The 15,276-nt window shown below is 58.3% G+C and carries 14 protein-coding genes and 1 pseudogene; 9 read left to right on the forward strand and 6 right to left on the reverse strand.

From position 1 onward, the window contains the following. A partial coding sequence (locus ACX3P0_RS24380; RefSeq protein WP_459092672.1) for a sensor histidine kinase occupies nucleotides 1-374 on the forward strand: 374 nt, incomplete at its 5' end. Nucleotides 375-512: 138 nt separating this feature from the next. On the opposite strand, the gene ACX3P0_RS24385 is transcribed toward ACX3P0_RS24380, so the two are convergent. From ACX3P0_RS24385 to ACX3P0_RS24410, 6 genes and pseudogenes are all read right to left on the reverse strand, one after another. Further along, nucleotides 513-3,332 (reverse strand): PAS domain S-box protein, encoded by a 2,820-nt coding sequence (locus ACX3P0_RS24385; RefSeq protein WP_459092675.1) that lies wholly within the window; start codon nucleotides 3,330-3,332, stop codon nucleotides 513-515. A gap of 60 nt (nucleotides 3,333-3,392) precedes the next feature. Next, on the reverse strand, nucleotides 3,393-3,755 hold the full coding sequence (locus ACX3P0_RS24390) for a response regulator (RefSeq protein ID WP_459092677.1): 363 nt from the start codon (nucleotides 3,753-3,755) through the stop codon (nucleotides 3,393-3,395). A gap of 283 nt (nucleotides 3,756-4,038) precedes the next feature. Then, complete coding sequence (locus ACX3P0_RS24395; protein ID WP_459092696.1) at nucleotides 4,039-5,352, reverse strand: NAD(P)/FAD-dependent oxidoreductase; 1,314 nt, start codon at nucleotides 5,350-5,352, stop codon at nucleotides 4,039-4,041. A 20-nt stretch (nucleotides 5,353-5,372) separates the two neighbouring features. Further along, on the reverse strand, nucleotides 5,373-5,873 hold the full coding sequence (locus ACX3P0_RS24400; RefSeq protein ID WP_459092679.1) for a response regulator: 501 nt from the start codon (nucleotides 5,871-5,873) through the stop codon (nucleotides 5,373-5,375). 500 nt (nucleotides 5,874-6,373) lie between these two features. Continuing rightward, nucleotides 6,374-6,724, reverse strand: coding sequence for a hypothetical protein (locus tag ACX3P0_RS24405; protein WP_459092681.1), 351 nt, complete (start codon nucleotides 6,722-6,724; stop codon nucleotides 6,374-6,376). 109 nt (nucleotides 6,725-6,833) lie between these two features. Next, nucleotides 6,834-7,034, reverse strand: a pseudogene (locus ACX3P0_RS24410) (protein adenylyltransferase SelO family protein); the annotation flags it as partial. Between the two features lie 849 nt (nucleotides 7,035-7,883). Here ACX3P0_RS24410 and ACX3P0_RS24415 point away from each other — a divergent pair. The 8 genes from ACX3P0_RS24415 to ACX3P0_RS24450 all read left to right on the forward strand — a co-directional run bounded on the left by ACX3P0_RS24415 (nucleotide 7,884) and on the right by ACX3P0_RS24450 (nucleotide 15,233). Beyond that, nucleotides 7,884-8,297: a dihydrofolate reductase family protein gene (locus ACX3P0_RS24415; protein WP_459092683.1), complete on the forward strand. Its 414-nt coding sequence runs from the start codon at nucleotides 7,884-7,886 to the stop codon at nucleotides 8,295-8,297. A gap of 571 nt (nucleotides 8,298-8,868) precedes the next feature. Beyond that, nucleotides 8,869-9,180: a hypothetical protein gene (locus ACX3P0_RS24420; RefSeq protein WP_459092684.1), complete on the forward strand. Its 312-nt coding sequence runs from the start codon at nucleotides 8,869-8,871 to the stop codon at nucleotides 9,178-9,180. A 655-nt stretch (nucleotides 9,181-9,835) separates the two neighbouring features. Continuing rightward, nucleotides 9,836-10,270, forward strand: a complete 435-nt coding sequence (locus ACX3P0_RS24425) for a hypothetical protein (RefSeq protein ID WP_459092686.1) — start codon at nucleotides 9,836-9,838, stop codon at nucleotides 10,268-10,270. A gap of 254 nt (nucleotides 10,271-10,524) precedes the next feature. Beyond that, the gene (locus ACX3P0_RS24430) at nucleotides 10,525-11,373 is read left to right on the forward strand and encodes an N-formylglutamate amidohydrolase (protein ID WP_459092688.1); all 849 of its coding nucleotides are present in this window, start codon (nucleotides 10,525-10,527) and stop codon (nucleotides 11,371-11,373) included. 58 nt (nucleotides 11,374-11,431) lie between these two features. Next, nucleotides 11,432-13,267 (forward strand): flavohemoglobin expression-modulating QEGLA motif protein, encoded by a 1,836-nt coding sequence (locus tag ACX3P0_RS24435; RefSeq protein WP_459092698.1) that lies wholly within the window; start codon nucleotides 11,432-11,434, stop codon nucleotides 13,265-13,267. Between the two features lie 10 nt (nucleotides 13,268-13,277). Next, nucleotides 13,278-14,324 carry a glutathione synthase gene (locus ACX3P0_RS24440; protein ID WP_459092690.1) on the forward strand — a complete coding sequence of 349 codons (1,047 nt, stop codon included), beginning with the start codon at nucleotides 13,278-13,280 and terminating at the stop codon, nucleotides 14,322-14,324. A 43-nt stretch (nucleotides 14,325-14,367) separates the two neighbouring features. Continuing rightward, the gene (locus ACX3P0_RS24445) at nucleotides 14,368-14,583 is read left to right on the forward strand and encodes a hypothetical protein (RefSeq protein WP_459092692.1); all 216 of its coding nucleotides are present in this window, start codon (nucleotides 14,368-14,370) and stop codon (nucleotides 14,581-14,583) included. A gap of 65 nt (nucleotides 14,584-14,648) precedes the next feature. Then, nucleotides 14,649-15,233, forward strand: a complete 585-nt coding sequence (locus ACX3P0_RS24450; protein WP_459092694.1) for an NAD(P)H-binding protein — start codon at nucleotides 14,649-14,651, stop codon at nucleotides 15,231-15,233. The last annotated feature ends 43 nt before the right edge of the window (nucleotides 15,234-15,276 follow it).

The following is a 15,276-nucleotide window of genomic DNA, read 5'->3' on the forward strand; positions in this document are numbered from 1 at the left end:
GCCAGGATTCCAAGATTGAGATCGCCGTCGAAGCCGAACCTCTCACGATTATGGCCGATCATGCGGTTCCGCTGGGTCTGATGGTGAACGAGCTCGCGACCAATGCAATCAAGTACGCGTTTCCAAATGGCGCTGGCCGTATCACGTTGGGATTTCAGCGGCGCGATGGCGAGGTCACCCTGACCATCGAGCACAACGGCATCGGCATGAACCCGGCCAGCGCCGAAACGGGCATGGGATCGCGGTTCCTCGACGCCTTCGCCCAGCAGCTCGGAGGAACGCTCGCAAAGGCATCGGCCGGGACCGGGACAACCTACATCGTCCGGTTGCCGCTGACCGTTCTCGCCGAAAATGAAAGTTCTGGCATGTCGTAAGGTTTCCGGCTCATCGCTACGGCTCCATCAAGCCTGTCGAGAGCCTTTGCATCGTTGTCCGTAGACCACGGAGGCAAGCGCAGCGGTCGATGATGTGACCGCAGCCCTTTGAATTATGTCCTCGAATTATTTCTCCAATCAAATGACCTCGACACGATCGAGATAGCTGGACAATTCGTTTACCCATTTCCGCGACGCATCGGCGTCGGCGATTTCCGCCGCTTGTTCAAGGCCTGCGCCAATGTCTGTGATGGCTTGGAAACCGAATGCGCCACCGGATCCCCTCATATTGTGCCCCAGGATCAAGACCGCCTCGAAGTCGAACCGATCCAGAGCTTCGACCATCGCAATGACGCCTTCCCGACAATTCTTGAGATAGGCGGGTGTGCGTTCCATCAATCTTCGGTCCGCACTTGAGGTCGTGGGCAGCGGCTCGCCATCCGTTCGTTCCGACGGCACTATCACCACGGAATAGTCCTTTATTGCTTGCAGCAGCACGTGCTGTTTGATGGGTTTGCTTAAATAGGCCGTGCACCCCGCCGCGAGACATGTCTCCCGATCCCCTTTTAGAGCTGAGGCCGTCAGGGCGATGATCGGTGTCGGCGCCCGATCATTCGTCTTTTCCCACGCTCGAATGGTTCGCGTTGCGGTCAAACCGTCCATGAGCGGCATCTGTCGATCCATCAGGACAAGATCATAGTGGCCCGCCGTGAACATCTGACAGGCCACTACTCCCGTCTCGGCCACGTCGATGCGGTAGGGAGTATCCGCGAGATAGGCGAGAGCAATCGTGCAATTGTCGGGTGAGTCCTCGGCGAGAAGGATCCGCAGCGCGGGCAGCGGCGCCTCTGACCCCATGCCGACGGGCGTAGCCGCCGGCCGGTTGGCCTCAGCCCAGACCTCAAATGGGAGAGCAAAGCCGAAAACGCTTCCTTTCCCAACTTCGCTTTCCACCCAGATGCGTCCGCCCATCAACTCAACCAGGCGCTTTGAAATCGTGAGACCCAGCCCCGATCCACCGAACCTGCGGGTGGTTGATGAGTCGGCTTGCGTGAACCGTTCAAACACCTGCCCCAATTTCTCTGCTGCAATGCCAATACCGGTATCCGAAACGGTGAACCGCAGGGCGGTTGGAACCGAGCGATCTCCATCCGGCTCAACCTTTAAAAATACGCGCCCTGATTGGGTGAACTTGATCGCATTGCCAAGCAGGTTGAGTAGCACTTGCCGCAGACGTGTCGGATCTCCGACCAGGTCATTGCTGACACTGGCTTCAATTTCGCACACCAGCGCTAGTCCTTTTTCGTTGGCACGAGGCGCCACCATCTCGATCACCTTTTCCAGATGGTCGCTCAACGAAAAGCCTGTTCGTTCCAGATCGAGCTGAGAGGCTTCGACCTTCGAGAGGTCCAGGATGTCGTTGATGAGGTTCAGCAAGTTGTCGCCGGAACGGCGGAAGATCTGCACGTACTTGTCTTGTTCGGGTGAAAGGGGGGTCTTTGCGAGGAGGTCCGCGATGCCCATGATTGCATTCATGGGCGTGCGGATCTCATGGCTCATGCTAGCAAGAAAATCTGATTTGGTACTGCTGGCGCTTTCAGCTGCCGCCTTAGCTTGCTGCAGTTCCACTTCCACGCGCTTTCGCTCCGTGACGTCGCGCGCTGCGGCGAAGACGCCCTGCAATGTGCGGCCCCGATCGTAAAAAGTCGTGGCGTTATAGGACACGACGGTCTGTTTGCCGTCTCGGGCGCGAGCCGTAAGCTCGTAGTCGGTCACCGACTTTTCACTGAGCACGCGTTTGATACCCGCTTCCGCCCGCTCCGGATCCATGAAGCAGTCCTTGAACGGCGCCCCGATTAATTCGTCACGGGTGCAGCCAGTGAGCGCCTCCGTCTGTTTGTTGACGTCCGTAATGATGCCGGCTGGGTCGATCGTCATCAGGGCGTCGATGTTCGATTCGATCAGCGAACGCGTGTAGAATTGCTGATCACGCAAACGCTGGTCGGACTTCTTTTGCTCTTCTTCGACCAGTTTGCGTGCCGTATTGTCTGTGCCGATCAGGAGGTATCCGATGATCCCGTCCTGTGCGTCGCGTAGCGCCGTGACTGACACCACTGCAGGGAAGCGCGTTCCATCCTTGCGGATATAGGTCAGTTCGTAGATGTCTTCGATGCCGCGCGAGGCCTTGAACACCAGGGCCTCAAACCCCGGCTCGATCGTGGTCGCAAGTTCGACACTCAAGGCCCGAGCGCGCAAGATTAGCTCCTGCGGATCGGAGATGTCGGCCGGCGTGATCGTGTTCATCATCTCGGCCGCAGTGTAACCAAGCATCCGCTCGGCGCCTACATTGAAGATTTGAATCACACCTTTGGCGTCGGTGGCTATACTAGAGAAGTTGGCGCTGTTGAAGATAGCGCTCTGCAACGCGCCTGCCTGGAGGAGAGCCTCTTCAGCCTCTTTGCGCGCGGTATTGTCGGTGCCGATCAAGAGGTACCCGATGATGCCGTCCTGCGCGTCACGCAGGGCTGTGACTGACACCACTGCCGGAAACCGGCTTCCGTCTTTGCGAATATAGGTCAGCTCATAGATGTCCTCGATTCCGCGCGAGGCCTTGAACACTAAGGCCTCGAAGCCTGGCGTGATCGAAGTCGAAAGCTCCGCGCTCAAGGCTTGAGCGCGCGCAATCAACTCCTGCGGATCGGAGATGTCGGCCGGGGTGATCGTGTTCATCACTTCGGCAGCCGTGTAGCCAAGCATCCGCTCGGCGCCGACGTTGAAGATCTGAATCACACCTTTGGCGTCGGTGGCGATGCTGGAAAAGTTTGCACTGTTAAAGATCGCGTTCTGTAGGGCGCCCGCTTTAACGATGGACTCGTCCGTCTGATGATGTGCTGCGTTGTCAGGGGACAGGGCAAGTAGGTTCTCGATGTTCTTCTCCGTGGGTAAATTCGAGACCATATTTCCTAACAAAATTTTGCGACCGCTACTCGCTCAAATGTTGAAAGCCACGAAGCTATGTTAGTGAAGAAGTTCTGTGACCGAATATTCAAGTTGGGCGGAAGAATACGGCTTCTGAAGGAATCGACCCCCAGCGACGAACAACTCTGTCATATCGGCGGTGAGAAGGCTGCCGGACGTGTATAGCACACGCAATCCCGGCTGAAGCTTGATGGCCTGGTTCGCCACGTCGTATCCGCCGAAGGCCAATGCACTGAGGCGGATATCGACAAAGAGCGCGTCAATTTGTGGAGGCGTCGACAGGCGCAAGAGTGCGGCGGCCAGGTCGCCAGCAAGGAGGACGGTGTGTCCCAGGTCGCCAATTGTCCACTCTGCGATTTGGCGGATGAATACCTCGTCTTCGACGATGAGAATAACGGCCATCAAAGGGCCACGAGCGGCAAAATCGGCATGTTATCGACAATCCCCTAACCGCGGTGCTCGCAATCAAGACGAAACTCGCGTCTCGGGGAAAGGTTCCTTAGGTGTCGTATTATTGTTCGTGAGCGAAGGCTGCTTCGTGAGGCGGGCGCACCACGAGCACTATGCATTTTAACGGCCGTTCTCGCCGGCCCGCGAGGCCTGCTCGGAAACCTACTCTCTCAATTTCCTGCTGCTCCCGTTGAAATCGCACGTCGTGCTGTTTCTGGAACCGCCGGCTAGCCATTCATAAATCTTCTAAGCCAGCATTCTCGTCGTTGCGACCTTGTGTGATCAGACGGGCACTGCGCTGGTTGCGGATGTAGATCCACATCCAGGACAGTGCGACGCTTAGTCGGTTGCGCACACCGATCAGAAAATAGATGTGCGCGATGACCCAGATCCACCATGCGAGAGAGCCCCGGAGCTTGATCCAGCCGAAGTCGATTACTGCACGTCGCTTGTCGATCTGCGCCAGGCTGCCGTCGTGATGGTAGTGGAAGGGGCCGACGGCAGCGTCGCTGCGTAGCCGCGCCCTGATGGATTCGGCGACGTAGCGCCCCTGTTGTTTTGCTGCGGGCGCGATACCCGGGACCGGCTTTCCATCTGGACCGGGGATCGTCACGGTATCGCCGATGGCAAAGACATTCGGATAACCAGGAATGGTGAGGTTGGGAAGGACCACGAGCCGCCCAGCTCGGTCGGCTGGCGCGCCGAACCATTCGGCGGCGGGCGAGGCCTGCACGCCGGCAGCCCAGATAATGGTCTTGGCTGCCAGGCTGTGACTGCCATAAACGACACCGTCAGCCGTACAGTCGGTGACGGGTTGGTCGAGCTCGACCTCGACACCAAGGCTTTCGAGCGAGTGTTGCGCATAGGCGGACAGGTCGTCGGGATAACCCGCCAATACGCGCGGACCAGCTTCGATGAGAACGATGCGGGCTTTCCTCGTGTCGATATTGCGAAAATCCGGCGCTAGCGTATCGCGCGCCAATTCCGCGATTGTGCCGGCGAGCTCCGCGCCGGTGGGGCCGGCGCCAATAATGACGAAGGTCAAGAGCGCGGCTTGTCGGCGCGGATCGGTTTCGCGTTCCGCACGCTCGAAGGCGAGCAGGATATGACGTCTGATTGTCGTGGCATCCTCGAGCGTTTTCAGGCCGAGAGCGAACGGCTCCCATTCGTCATGGCCGAAGTAGGCATGCCTGGCACCGGTGGCGAGAACGAGCGTATCGTAAGATACGGATGCGCCGCCATCGAGTATCACACGGCGGGCGTCCGCCTCGACGCCGAGCACTGTAGCGAGCAAGGTCTCAACTTCCGGGCGTCCACGCAAAAGGTAGCGTATCGGCCACGCTATCTCAGACGTCGCCAATGACGCGGTTGCGACCTGATAGAGCAGCGGCTGAAACAGATGGTGGTTTCGCTGGTCGATCAGCGTAATGCTGATGGGCGCCCCAGCTAGCCGGTGGACTGCTTCCAGCCCGCCGAAGCCTGCGCCCACTATGACGACATGATGACCGCCCGTCGGACGGTTTCCGTCAATTTGTAATCGATCCTGCATCGGATCATCGCTTGAACTCGTCACGGCGAAAGGCTTCCTGGAGATGCCATCAATGCCAATGCTTGCTCGATCTGTCTCGCATCATACGGTTTCGGCAAGAACCGCGCGCGGCCCAGCAGCATTTCATCCGGCGGCGTGGTTCTGTCGGACGTAACCAGAACCTGGATGCGGGGCCATGTGGCCTTGATGACGGCCGCCAGGACAAGGCCATTCATCGTGCCTGGTATTTCAATGTCGGTGAAGACAAGCACGACGTCGTCTCGCGCGCGTAAAATAAGCATCGCCTGGTCGGCGTTGCGCGCGCCAATGGCCTCATAGCCAAGATCGTGGAAGAGATCGACGGCTTCCATCTCGATCAGTGGCTCGTCATCGACCACCAGCATCGGGCTGCAGTGTGCTCTTTTTCTCAGTGTCGGTCTTCTTAGTAAGTCCTCCACCCTTTCCAGGTGCCGCATCTTGTGAGAAGTCATCGCTGGGGTCGGGGCCAGTTCGGACCGGGTATTTTCTAGCTCCGGTTTCATAGGCAGCTTTCTCGGGAATGTCGTTCTTTCTTGGTGCGGGATCGGTAAGGGTACGTAGGGGCGTTGTGGATCAGACGGGATAAGGTGCTCGCCTGCCGTTTCGTTGGCCAAGCGGAGAGACCGGGAAAATCCTCCTGTTCACCATACCGTCAGGCCCGATCGACACGACCCGCAGCTAGCTTATTTGCTAGGGTAGATGACGCGAGCCTTCCGTCGCATGACACGGTGCGATCTGTCTCGGTGCGATACGACGTGTTTGCCGGTTGAATGCCTGCGTTGATTGTATGTACGATTGCGCGGCCGGTTATTGCGGTGAGAACGGTAATGATCTCCACCCACGACCACCGGCCCGCCATAATAATATCCGGTATTCTAGAACCTGTAAGGCCCAGAAGCGCCGACGCAGCCAGACAATCCGAATGCTGCCACTGCGAACACCGACGCGAATACGAACGATTTTACCGACATCGAATGGTCTCCTGAGATGTGGTTCCGCCGTATCAACCTGTGCAGCGAGCGGCAGTTGCATCACAAGAATGGCATGGGTAGCTATTCCCAACCGCTTTATCCCGTCTTTGATGCGGAAAAGCGGTGGTCACGTTGCGTGTTCGGACAGCATTGCAGCAATATCTTCTGCCTTCTGCCTTCTGCCTTCTGCCTTCTGCCTTCTGCTTGACTTGGATCGTGATATTTCGGTCGCCGCCATAATAGGTCACGTGAAGCTCGGTGAGGCCCTCACCGCCGGTTTCAAACCAGATGATATGCTCGCTGTTGACCATGATGGTCTTTTCATTTGTGTCAGACGCAGCCACATGTTGTTGATCTCTTTCATTGACGGGAGAGCGAATCACCAAGGTCTCCGTCCCGACTAGCGATTGGCCAAGTCTATCGGGACCATAACATCACTGCCAAGACCGCCATCACTCACAGCAAGATCGCAAGCTTGATGATCAGCCCATAACGGTTGGTCGCAGCGGGTGGCCCACATCCCTTGAGCTGGACATCGCGCCGGATGCCGCCAACATCGGTCAGTTCGCCCAGCAGCAATGCACGCCCGTCGCCCAGTTGTGGCACGAAGTTGCCGAATTGGTGGCCGGCATAGGCAAGGGCGATCGGCTGTGCGCCGACCGGTGTCCCAAAACTGTCCTTATGCCTCTGCATAAGGACAAAACGACAGATTCACATCACGCCCTCAAGGCGACCGCCGTCGGATGCTTACGGGGGAAAACCGCTATCGGCATGCCGGGTAGTCACCGCCGCAGCTTCCTGTCGCACGTTCTTACCGTCCATTACGGTTTTCTGGGGTACTCGGGTGGTCCACGCGACATGGATGCGACACGGTGTAGGCCAGAAACGGACAATGCCGGTCATTGACGGACTCTTTGCCTCCCCTTGCAAGTACCCCCGTGGTCAAAGGAAGCGTCTGCACCTGATATGGCCAACGATCTAAAGAAAGCAAGCTGGAGCACCGGAACGCATTCCTCTCTTCGGCATTCTCCTTCAAAGTGAGATGCGCCTACAGAAGGAGCCTGGCGTGATGGGGTCGGGCTAACGAAAAGCAGATTGAGGAATGGGCGATTCATGGGCAAGAGAACATTTATCTACGGAGTGGGCGTGGGGATCGCTCTCGCGTTCGCGGTGGTATTCGCACTCAATTCCAATCTCGGCATGAGCGCTAAAAGCGCGGACAGTACGATTATTGTGGGCCAATAGGTTGCCTGAAACCGAGCGCCCGAAACGGATCGCCGCTGTAGCGTTCGACCGCGGCAAGTGAATTGTTACCCGGGAAAAACCGGCGGTTCAGGACTTGGATCAGGATCAGGTCGTGGCGATGGCCCGGGACCTAATGGCACTGGTTTATCAGGCGCACCCGGATTCTCCTCAGGTTGACGCTCGGGCTTCGGAGTTTGCTTTTTAGGATCGGACATCCATCTCTCCTTCCATCGACAATAATTGACGTTGACCTCGATTGTTCCCGCGACCGAGTCAAAGCAGTATGGAGGAGAAACTTTGCATCAGGCCATCGTAAGAGTGATCTGCGCGATCGGTCAGTCGGGTCAGATGGGCCTCGAAGGGCGCTTGCCATGGGAAGGAAGCCGATCACCTGAATATAAGGCCGACGTTGCCCGATTCTTCGAAATTACAAGAGGCCATGTCTTGGCCGCCGGGCCTACGACTATCGGTAGCGTTCCAGAACTTGCACGAGCAGATCGGGGGCTATTCGTTCTGCGCTCCAGCATGGATCCAGAGGAGACGCTGACTCGTTTCTCAGGTCGCGTCGTTTTTATCGGCGGCGGTCCACCGGTCTGGGATGCCTATGCGCCCTTCGTTAGTCATTGGGATATCACCCGGCTGTCCTATGACGGACCTGCTGACCGTTGGTTCGATCCGGCGTGGCTGAAGGCGGGCGGATCGCATTCATAGCGCCGACGGTTGCAGCGTGGCCTACGGTACCTGGAGCCATGAGGCACATCTGTCGATGTCACTGAGGTCCTCGGGTGCCGAATATACGTTGTATGCTCCTCGCGAGGGCGGTGGGCACGTATCGGAATTGCAATGGCAGCCCCCTTGGCGGAACAGTACGAAAGTACCTGGGTGGTGAAACAACACGACAGATGCAAACTGACATGGCACCGAAAGTTCCGCGAAAGAAGCCCGCCACCCATTGAAAAAATGACGGACTTTCGAGGGCGAAACCCTCTATCGCGTGCGTCCACACGATCATTGAAGGCCGCCCGCAAGAAGGTATCGCGCATCCGCCGTTTTGGCCTGTCGCAGACGCTGACCGATTCCAGGGCGGCCAACTAGCACCGCGCCGCCTCACATCGTATCGCAATCGGGTCAATGCCTTGATCCCGCGAAAGGGTTCCTCGTAACACGGCTTTGAATTCGCGCCCCCGCAGCCTTTTTGTTGAGTAACGGAACCGTGCCGGTATCGATCCGTTGTTCGATTGATCGTTATTTCCACGATCTTCAACGAACGGAAGGAAAGACCGTGATCAATAAGCTGATACTTGGTGCGTTTGCACTTACAATGATTTCTGGCACCGCGTTTGCGGACACCAGCACCGCCACTCCCACCGCAACACCTGATCCCTCGGTATTCGATAAACAGGAGACCATGGCACCATTCTATACTGACAGCGCCATGAAAACTATGAAGTCAGACGAGGACTTCAAAGCCGCTTGGATGGCAATGTCCAAAGAGGACCAGGATGCTGTGATGAAAGGCTGTGGCGACGAAGCGATCGCCAAGGAGCACAACGATTTTTGTGCCAGTACCAAGAAACTCGGCGGCGCGAACTGATTGTTAATCGGCATAGAAGGTGAAAAGGCCCGCGAATCCTGATAGATGCGCGGGCCAGCTTGTCGGTGTTAACCGGGGGCCTGCATACTGCCATTTGCGCTATGCTGATCCGATGAAGGTATTTCAGATTGGAGTTCTCATCGCGGCGTCCGCTTTGACGGGTTGTGCTTCAATTGGCGTGCCCCATTAGGGAGGTCGACCGGATAAGTTAGAGCTCCGGCGGTTGAAGTGCTTGGCTGACCTGACCGGAGCGTAGTGTTCCTTCGCGATGAGCGGTCACGTGACCCAGAAAACTCCGCAATTAGGTAGCGACTGCCACCAAGCTACGAGCGCCTGCATACGCCGACCGTGCCTGCGGCAGCCTGGAGAGGCAATCGATGCCTCTCGGGCACCGAGGGCGGCCATTGATCACGACACGATCGTGCACGGCCCGAGCTCGTCGGTGATCAACACCACGCACCCCATCAAAGGTAAGTCAGCTCTCGAGATAGCGGCCATGGAGTGGAACCCACCCGCGTTCTCATGCCCGGCGGGGCTGAAAAAAATGGGTGTCGTTGGCTTTTTTATTTCGTGCCGAAAACGGTCTTGTCAGAGTATCGTGGCGCTATAATTTTCAAGGAGGCGTGGGCGTTTAACCTGTCAGCAGGAGCCGACCATGAAACACCAAACACTCGACCAACTGCATATAGTCGCAGATGTTGAATCCTTGGCGACATTCCCGATAATGACTCGAAACCATCGGATCGAGCGCTGGGCGGAGCTTCTTGAACAACATCCCAACAGGTGTCTTGGAGCTCTCGCCCGCACCGAATATCTGGATAGCGTGTCGCGTGACAAAGCGCGCGGTGAGGGATCGCCCGTTACCGTAGCTTTCGAGGACCCAATGCTTCGAGCGCTAGGCTTGCAAAACGATACCTACGGTGAAGCAAAACGTTTCTTCGAACTGACTGACTGGCAGCTGCACAACATCGTCTGCGATTGCCATGTTGGTGCAACGATGCAAGCGCGATGGGCCGCTACTCGCGTCCGTGCCGCAATTCGTGGAAATTTCAGGTTCTTTGCCTGGTTGAGAGAAAGGATAGTGCACTGAAGCAGCAAGCAGAACCGCGATGCAACCCATCCGTTGGCTCGTGACCGACGTTCTCACGGTCGGATGCTTGAACGCTCGTAAATCTTCGCGTCGACGCCTGCCAACCGGACTTTGTAACCCACAACGTGGCGTCGCAGACAAGGCGGCATCGGAACCATTTTCGATACCGAGCCGTTTGCAGATGCATTCCATAAAGAAATTTTCGTCGGGAATGACGTCCGCCCTTGAGTGGAGCTTGGTGACAGATGCTCGGAATGACTTCGCGGCCCCACGTTGGCTGCGCCTGCGAAGAACAACTGCTGCTCCAGGTCGGCGCGGCCGATTGGTGGACGTTCCATTGCGGTAACTCGCCCGTGTTGGCCACGGCCATTCACGACGGGCACGCCATTCGCGATGACATAGAGGATCTTATGGCGATCTCCGCCGAAGAGCGGTTGAGGGAGGAGGATCCCTTTACCGAGTTCGTCACGAGAGACGTTCCCAACCGTATTGCGTTCCACCGCTCGCGTTTCGAAATCGACCTCAACCGTCCGCGTGAAGCCGCAGTCTACCGTTCGCCGGAGCAGGCGTGGGGTCTGAACATCTGGAAGCAAAGCCCGCCATCCGACGCCATCGAACGATCGCTTGCCGTGCACGATGAATATTATGCGATGCTCCGGCAGGTCCTGCTGGGACTCCAGCGGCGTCACGGGCGGTTTGCAGTGCTCGATATCCACAGCTACAACCATCGCCGCGACGGGCCGCGCTCGGCGGCTGCCGAGCCGTCCGGAGCGCCTGAGATCAATATCGGCACGTTCTCCATGGATCGGACGCGATGGGCCCATGTCCTCGAGCCGTTCATCGAGACGCTGCATGCGTTCGAATTCCGCGGACGCAAAGTCGATGTGCGCGAAAACATCGCTTTCGAGGGAAGGGGGGAACAAACGCGCTTCGTTCATGAAGCCTTCCCGGAAACGGGTTGCGCGATCGCTGTGGAGTTCAAGAAGTTCTTCATGGACGAGTGGACGGGATTGCCCGACCGGGAAGCCTTGGTCGCGATGCGTGCAATGCTTCGCTCGACGCTGCCCGTGCTGGAGAGCGTTCTCCGGACGCAAGATGACTAGCACGGGATTGGAGGCCACGAGTGAAACGCAGCGGAATTTCGAAACGACCGTCGATGACATGATTTCGGCGATCGATGCCGGAAAGCCAATCCGCCAGGATTTCGACGACGGTGGCCGACTCCATATCGATCGACCGCTCCCCTTTCTCTGCGTCTACATGGGCGTGGCGCAGGACTGCGCGGCTCGGGATGTCGCCTCGGCCAATGCATCCTACTTGATCGCATCGGGAGCGGCCGACGCCGTCACGATCGCCAAAGCCGTCGGGACTGCGATGGCCGGACGCTTTGGCCACTTCGTGCTCCTGGACGTCGGCGAACTCGAGCAGGACAAATTGCTTTCGGCCGACGCGCCCTATCTGCCGCCGTTTGAAATTACCGTATCCGCCACGGATCAGCCCGAGGCTCGATCTGCTCTGTCGGCGTTCGTGGCCGCCGTGGAGAGCGTCGAAGTGAAATACCGTTCGCCACGCGTCAATGTGATCCAATCCCCAGATGATGATCCTTGTGCGTGTCTGGCAGCCTTGGTACCCGACTTTCCGGTCCTCACGGTGCGCTTCGCGCCGATCTACAGGCTGCCGGAATCCGACCAGGTCTACCCGGAGCTGCGTCGTCGGACGATCGCCAACATTTTCGATGCCGGCCTCCAAGCGGTGGCTGCGTTCATCGAAGCAACCCATGCACTTAAACTGCCGACATACCGTGCGCTAGGGCGAAGGGCATTCGTCGACGCCGTTGCCCGCGCCGACCGCAGCGTGGACGAGATTGCCGAGAGCTTCGACTTTCTCCTGGCCGTCACGCCCATCAACGCCGATGCGGCCTGGCGCGAATTTCGGTCGGGCGGATTTCGGCACGCGCCACAGTTCCTCTACCGACCTCTGTCGGTCGCGGTGGAAGCCGTAAAGCGAAAGCTCTTTTCCATCGCGTTCGACAATTTCGAGGATCCGGTCCTGTTCGATCTTTATCGTGAAAAGCAGCAGGAACTCGATCTGCAGCTATCGATGCTTTCGGCAAGGGAAACGCCTGCCTTCGTTGAACTTGGACGGGCACTCTACGGACCCGTCGAACCGAACTTGTTGGCGGCCGCGAAAGACGTCCTGGCAAAGACCGAAGCGACGGGAGGCAGCCGGGCTGGAGAGGGCGGTAGCGGCGGGAGCGCGGATTGCCACTTCGTCGAGCGGCGGGCGCGGGCGATGATCGAAGACTATCGCAGGCAATACTCCGGCTTTGAGGCATCGGTCGTCCTGCGCGACGACATGCCGGCGGGGCTGATGGTGTCGGGCGACTGCCTTCTCATTTCCCGCAGCACGAAAATGGCACGTCATAGGGTCGAGGCCCTTCTTAGCCACGAGATCGGCGTCCACCTCCTCACCTATGTGAACGGTTCCGCCCAGGGACTGCGACTGTTCCGGTCGGGCCTTTCGGGATATGAGGGACTTCAGGAGGGCCTTGCGGTATTCGCGGAATATTTGGCGGGCGGCATGACCACGGGTCGGCTTCGTCTGATCGCCGCCCGTGTCGTCGCTTGCGCGGCGATGCTCGATGGTGCGGCATTTCACGAGTCCTTCGACATTCTGGTGCGCGACCACGGCTTTACCGAACTCGGGGCATTCAACCTGGCCCTTAGACTTTATCGCGGGGGCGGCCTGGCCAAGGACGCGATTTATCTGCGCGGCCTATACGAGGTGCTTGATCACCTTGGAAAGGGCGGATCGCTCGATCCGTTCTGGATGGGCAAGATTTCCGCCTCGCATTTCAGTATCATCCAGGTACTGAATACGCGAGGCCTGTTGAAGGCGCCGCAGGTAAGACCGGCCTTCCTGTCTCATGCCGGCGCCGAACGGCGCCTCGAAAGGGCGCGGCATGGACTGTCGCCAATAGACTTGCTCGCAGGCTGAGGGGTAGTTCATGCGCATCGCATTCTTCGTCAACTCGATCGAGGGCGAATACCCTCACTACACGACCACCGTGCTGGCGCTTTCGGCGCTCGGCCGCGGACACGACATCTGCTATGTCACTCCCGGCGATTTCGTGCTTCGTCCCGATGACAGCCTCATGGTCCGGGCGCTCAGCCTGCCAGGGTCCAACTACAAGAAGCCCGAAACGCTGCATAAGGATTTGCAAGGCGACGGCACGAAAACCGAGACGATCGACGTCAAGGAGATCGATGTCATCTTCCTGCGCAACGACCCTTCCCAGGATGCCGCCGATCGCCCTTGGGCCGCTTATGTCGGAGCGATGTTTGGCCGTCTTGCCGCGGAACGCGGCGTGCTTGTCGTTAACGATCCCGAGGGTCTCGCTCTCGCGCAAAACAAGCTTTACTTCCAGGACTTCCCCGAGTCCGTGCGGCCTGCCACGCTGATTTCGAAGGATATCGACGAAATACGTGTTTTCATCGAGCAGCAGGCCAAAGGCGCGATCGTGAAGCCGTTGCAGGGTTCCGGCGGCAAGAATGTCTTCAAGATCGATTCGCCCAGGGACGCCAATCTCAATCAGATTTTCGAGGCGGTCAGCGGGGAGGGATATCTGATCGCCCAAGGCTACATCCCCGAGGCCAAGGCGGGCGACATCCGCTTCTTCCTGATGAACGGAAAGCCACTGGAGCGCGACGGCAAATATGCGGCATTCCGGCGCGTGCCCGCGAAAGATGAAGTTCGCTCCAATATTCATGTCCAGGGTACTGCCGAGACCGTGAACGTCACCGACAAGATATTGCGGATCGCCGAAACGGTGCGGCCGAAACTCGTTCAGGATGGCATGTTCCTCGTCGGGCTGGATATCGTCGGCGACAAGATACTCGAGATCAACGTTTTCACGCCCGGCGGCCTCTGGAGCATGTGCCAGATGTACAAGACCGATTTCGTCGAGAGCGTGATCGTCGCGCTTGAAAGCAAAATCGCCATACGTGCCGCCTACCCGTCTTCAGTTCCGAACCGTCAACTCGCGACGCTTTGAGCGAGTTGCAGTCCCGGGTTGCCGCCGCACCATCGAAGCCGTGATGAGCCGGTTCGCCGGGCATGTCCACGCCATAGAACGGCACTCATCGCTCGCCGAGCGCCTCGCCAAGATCACTCGCACCGGCGGGACAACTTTCGAGAAAGAAGAATTCGGCGGCGTCATGTTCGTGCCGCTGGTCGGCGAACAGGCTGGGCCGAAACCGGCAGCTGCAAGGCATTCCCGCGACCGCAGCGATTATCCAATTCTCTCAGGATAGGTCGAACGATATGTAGCGTAATTCGTTCCAAGTAGGAGCTCGAACAACGAGCCGGAGGATACGAGATGGCGACACAGTCGAGTGGAGACGATCAAAACACGGGCCGCGTCAGCGCCGGCACGGGCTTTCTGGGGCGCAGGATCGTGACACGGTTGGCAAAGCGGGGATACACGGTCCGCGCCGTGTCACGCCATCCTGGCACGGCGCCCAATCCTGCACCCTCGGGCGCGTTAGAGCCGATCAGGGCTGACATTCTGGATGCGCGTTCCACGGCGGCTGCGATCCAGGGGTCCTATGCCGTCATCAATGCGGTCAGCCTCTATGCCGAGCATGGCGACCAGACTTTCGAGCGGGTGCACGTGAAGGCCGCAGGCGACCTGGCCGCAGCGTCGAGCGCCGCCGGAATCAAGCAGTGTGTGCTCATCTCCGGCGTCGGCTCCGATCCTCGATCAGAATCGAAATACATTCGGGCACGTGGCCGGGGAGAAGATGTTGTTGAGAGCGCGTTTCCGGGTGCATTTATGGTGCGCCCGTCGGTCATGACCGGGCCGGACGATGCTTTCCTCACGACAATCGTAAAGCTGCTACGCCGGCGATGTCACTTTAACTTGCGTTCGGGCGTGCCGAGGGAATTCGGCCTTACGGATTGATTTCAGGCCATGGTTCCCGTCACGGCTTTCCATTCCGCGATCG

It is taken from the genome of Mesorhizobium sp. A556, from assembly GCF_054489545.1.

Excerpts from the sequence above, each read along its gene's own strand:
- ACX3P0_RS24385 (WP_459092675.1), bottom strand. The coding sequence starts at position 3,332 with ATGGTCTCGAATTTACCCACGGAGAAGAACATCGAGAACCTACTTGCC.
- ACX3P0_RS24390 (WP_459092677.1), bottom strand. The coding sequence starts at position 3,755 with ATGGCCGTTATTCTCATCGTCGAAGACGAGGTATTCATCCGCCAAATC.
- ACX3P0_RS24395 (WP_459092696.1), bottom strand. The coding sequence starts at position 5,352 with ATGCAGGATCGATTACAAATTGACGGAAACCGTCCGACGGGCGGTCAT.
- ACX3P0_RS24400 (WP_459092679.1), bottom strand. The coding sequence starts at position 5,873 with ATGAAACCGGAGCTAGAAAATACCCGGTCCGAACTGGCCCCGACCCCA.
- ACX3P0_RS24425 (WP_459092686.1), top strand. The coding sequence starts at position 9,836 with ATGAAACACCAAACACTCGACCAACTGCATATAGTCGCAGATGTTGAA.
- ACX3P0_RS24430 (WP_459092688.1), top strand. The coding sequence starts at position 10,525 with ATGACTTCGCGGCCCCACGTTGGCTGCGCCTGCGAAGAACAACTGCTG.
- ACX3P0_RS24435 (WP_459092698.1), top strand. The coding sequence starts at position 11,432 with ATGATTTCGGCGATCGATGCCGGAAAGCCAATCCGCCAGGATTTCGAC.
- ACX3P0_RS24440 (WP_459092690.1), top strand. The coding sequence starts at position 13,278 with ATGCGCATCGCATTCTTCGTCAACTCGATCGAGGGCGAATACCCTCAC.
- ACX3P0_RS24445 (WP_459092692.1), top strand. The coding sequence starts at position 14,368 with ATGAGCCGGTTCGCCGGGCATGTCCACGCCATAGAACGGCACTCATCG.
- ACX3P0_RS24450 (WP_459092694.1), top strand. The coding sequence starts at position 14,649 with ATGGCGACACAGTCGAGTGGAGACGATCAAAACACGGGCCGCGTCAGC.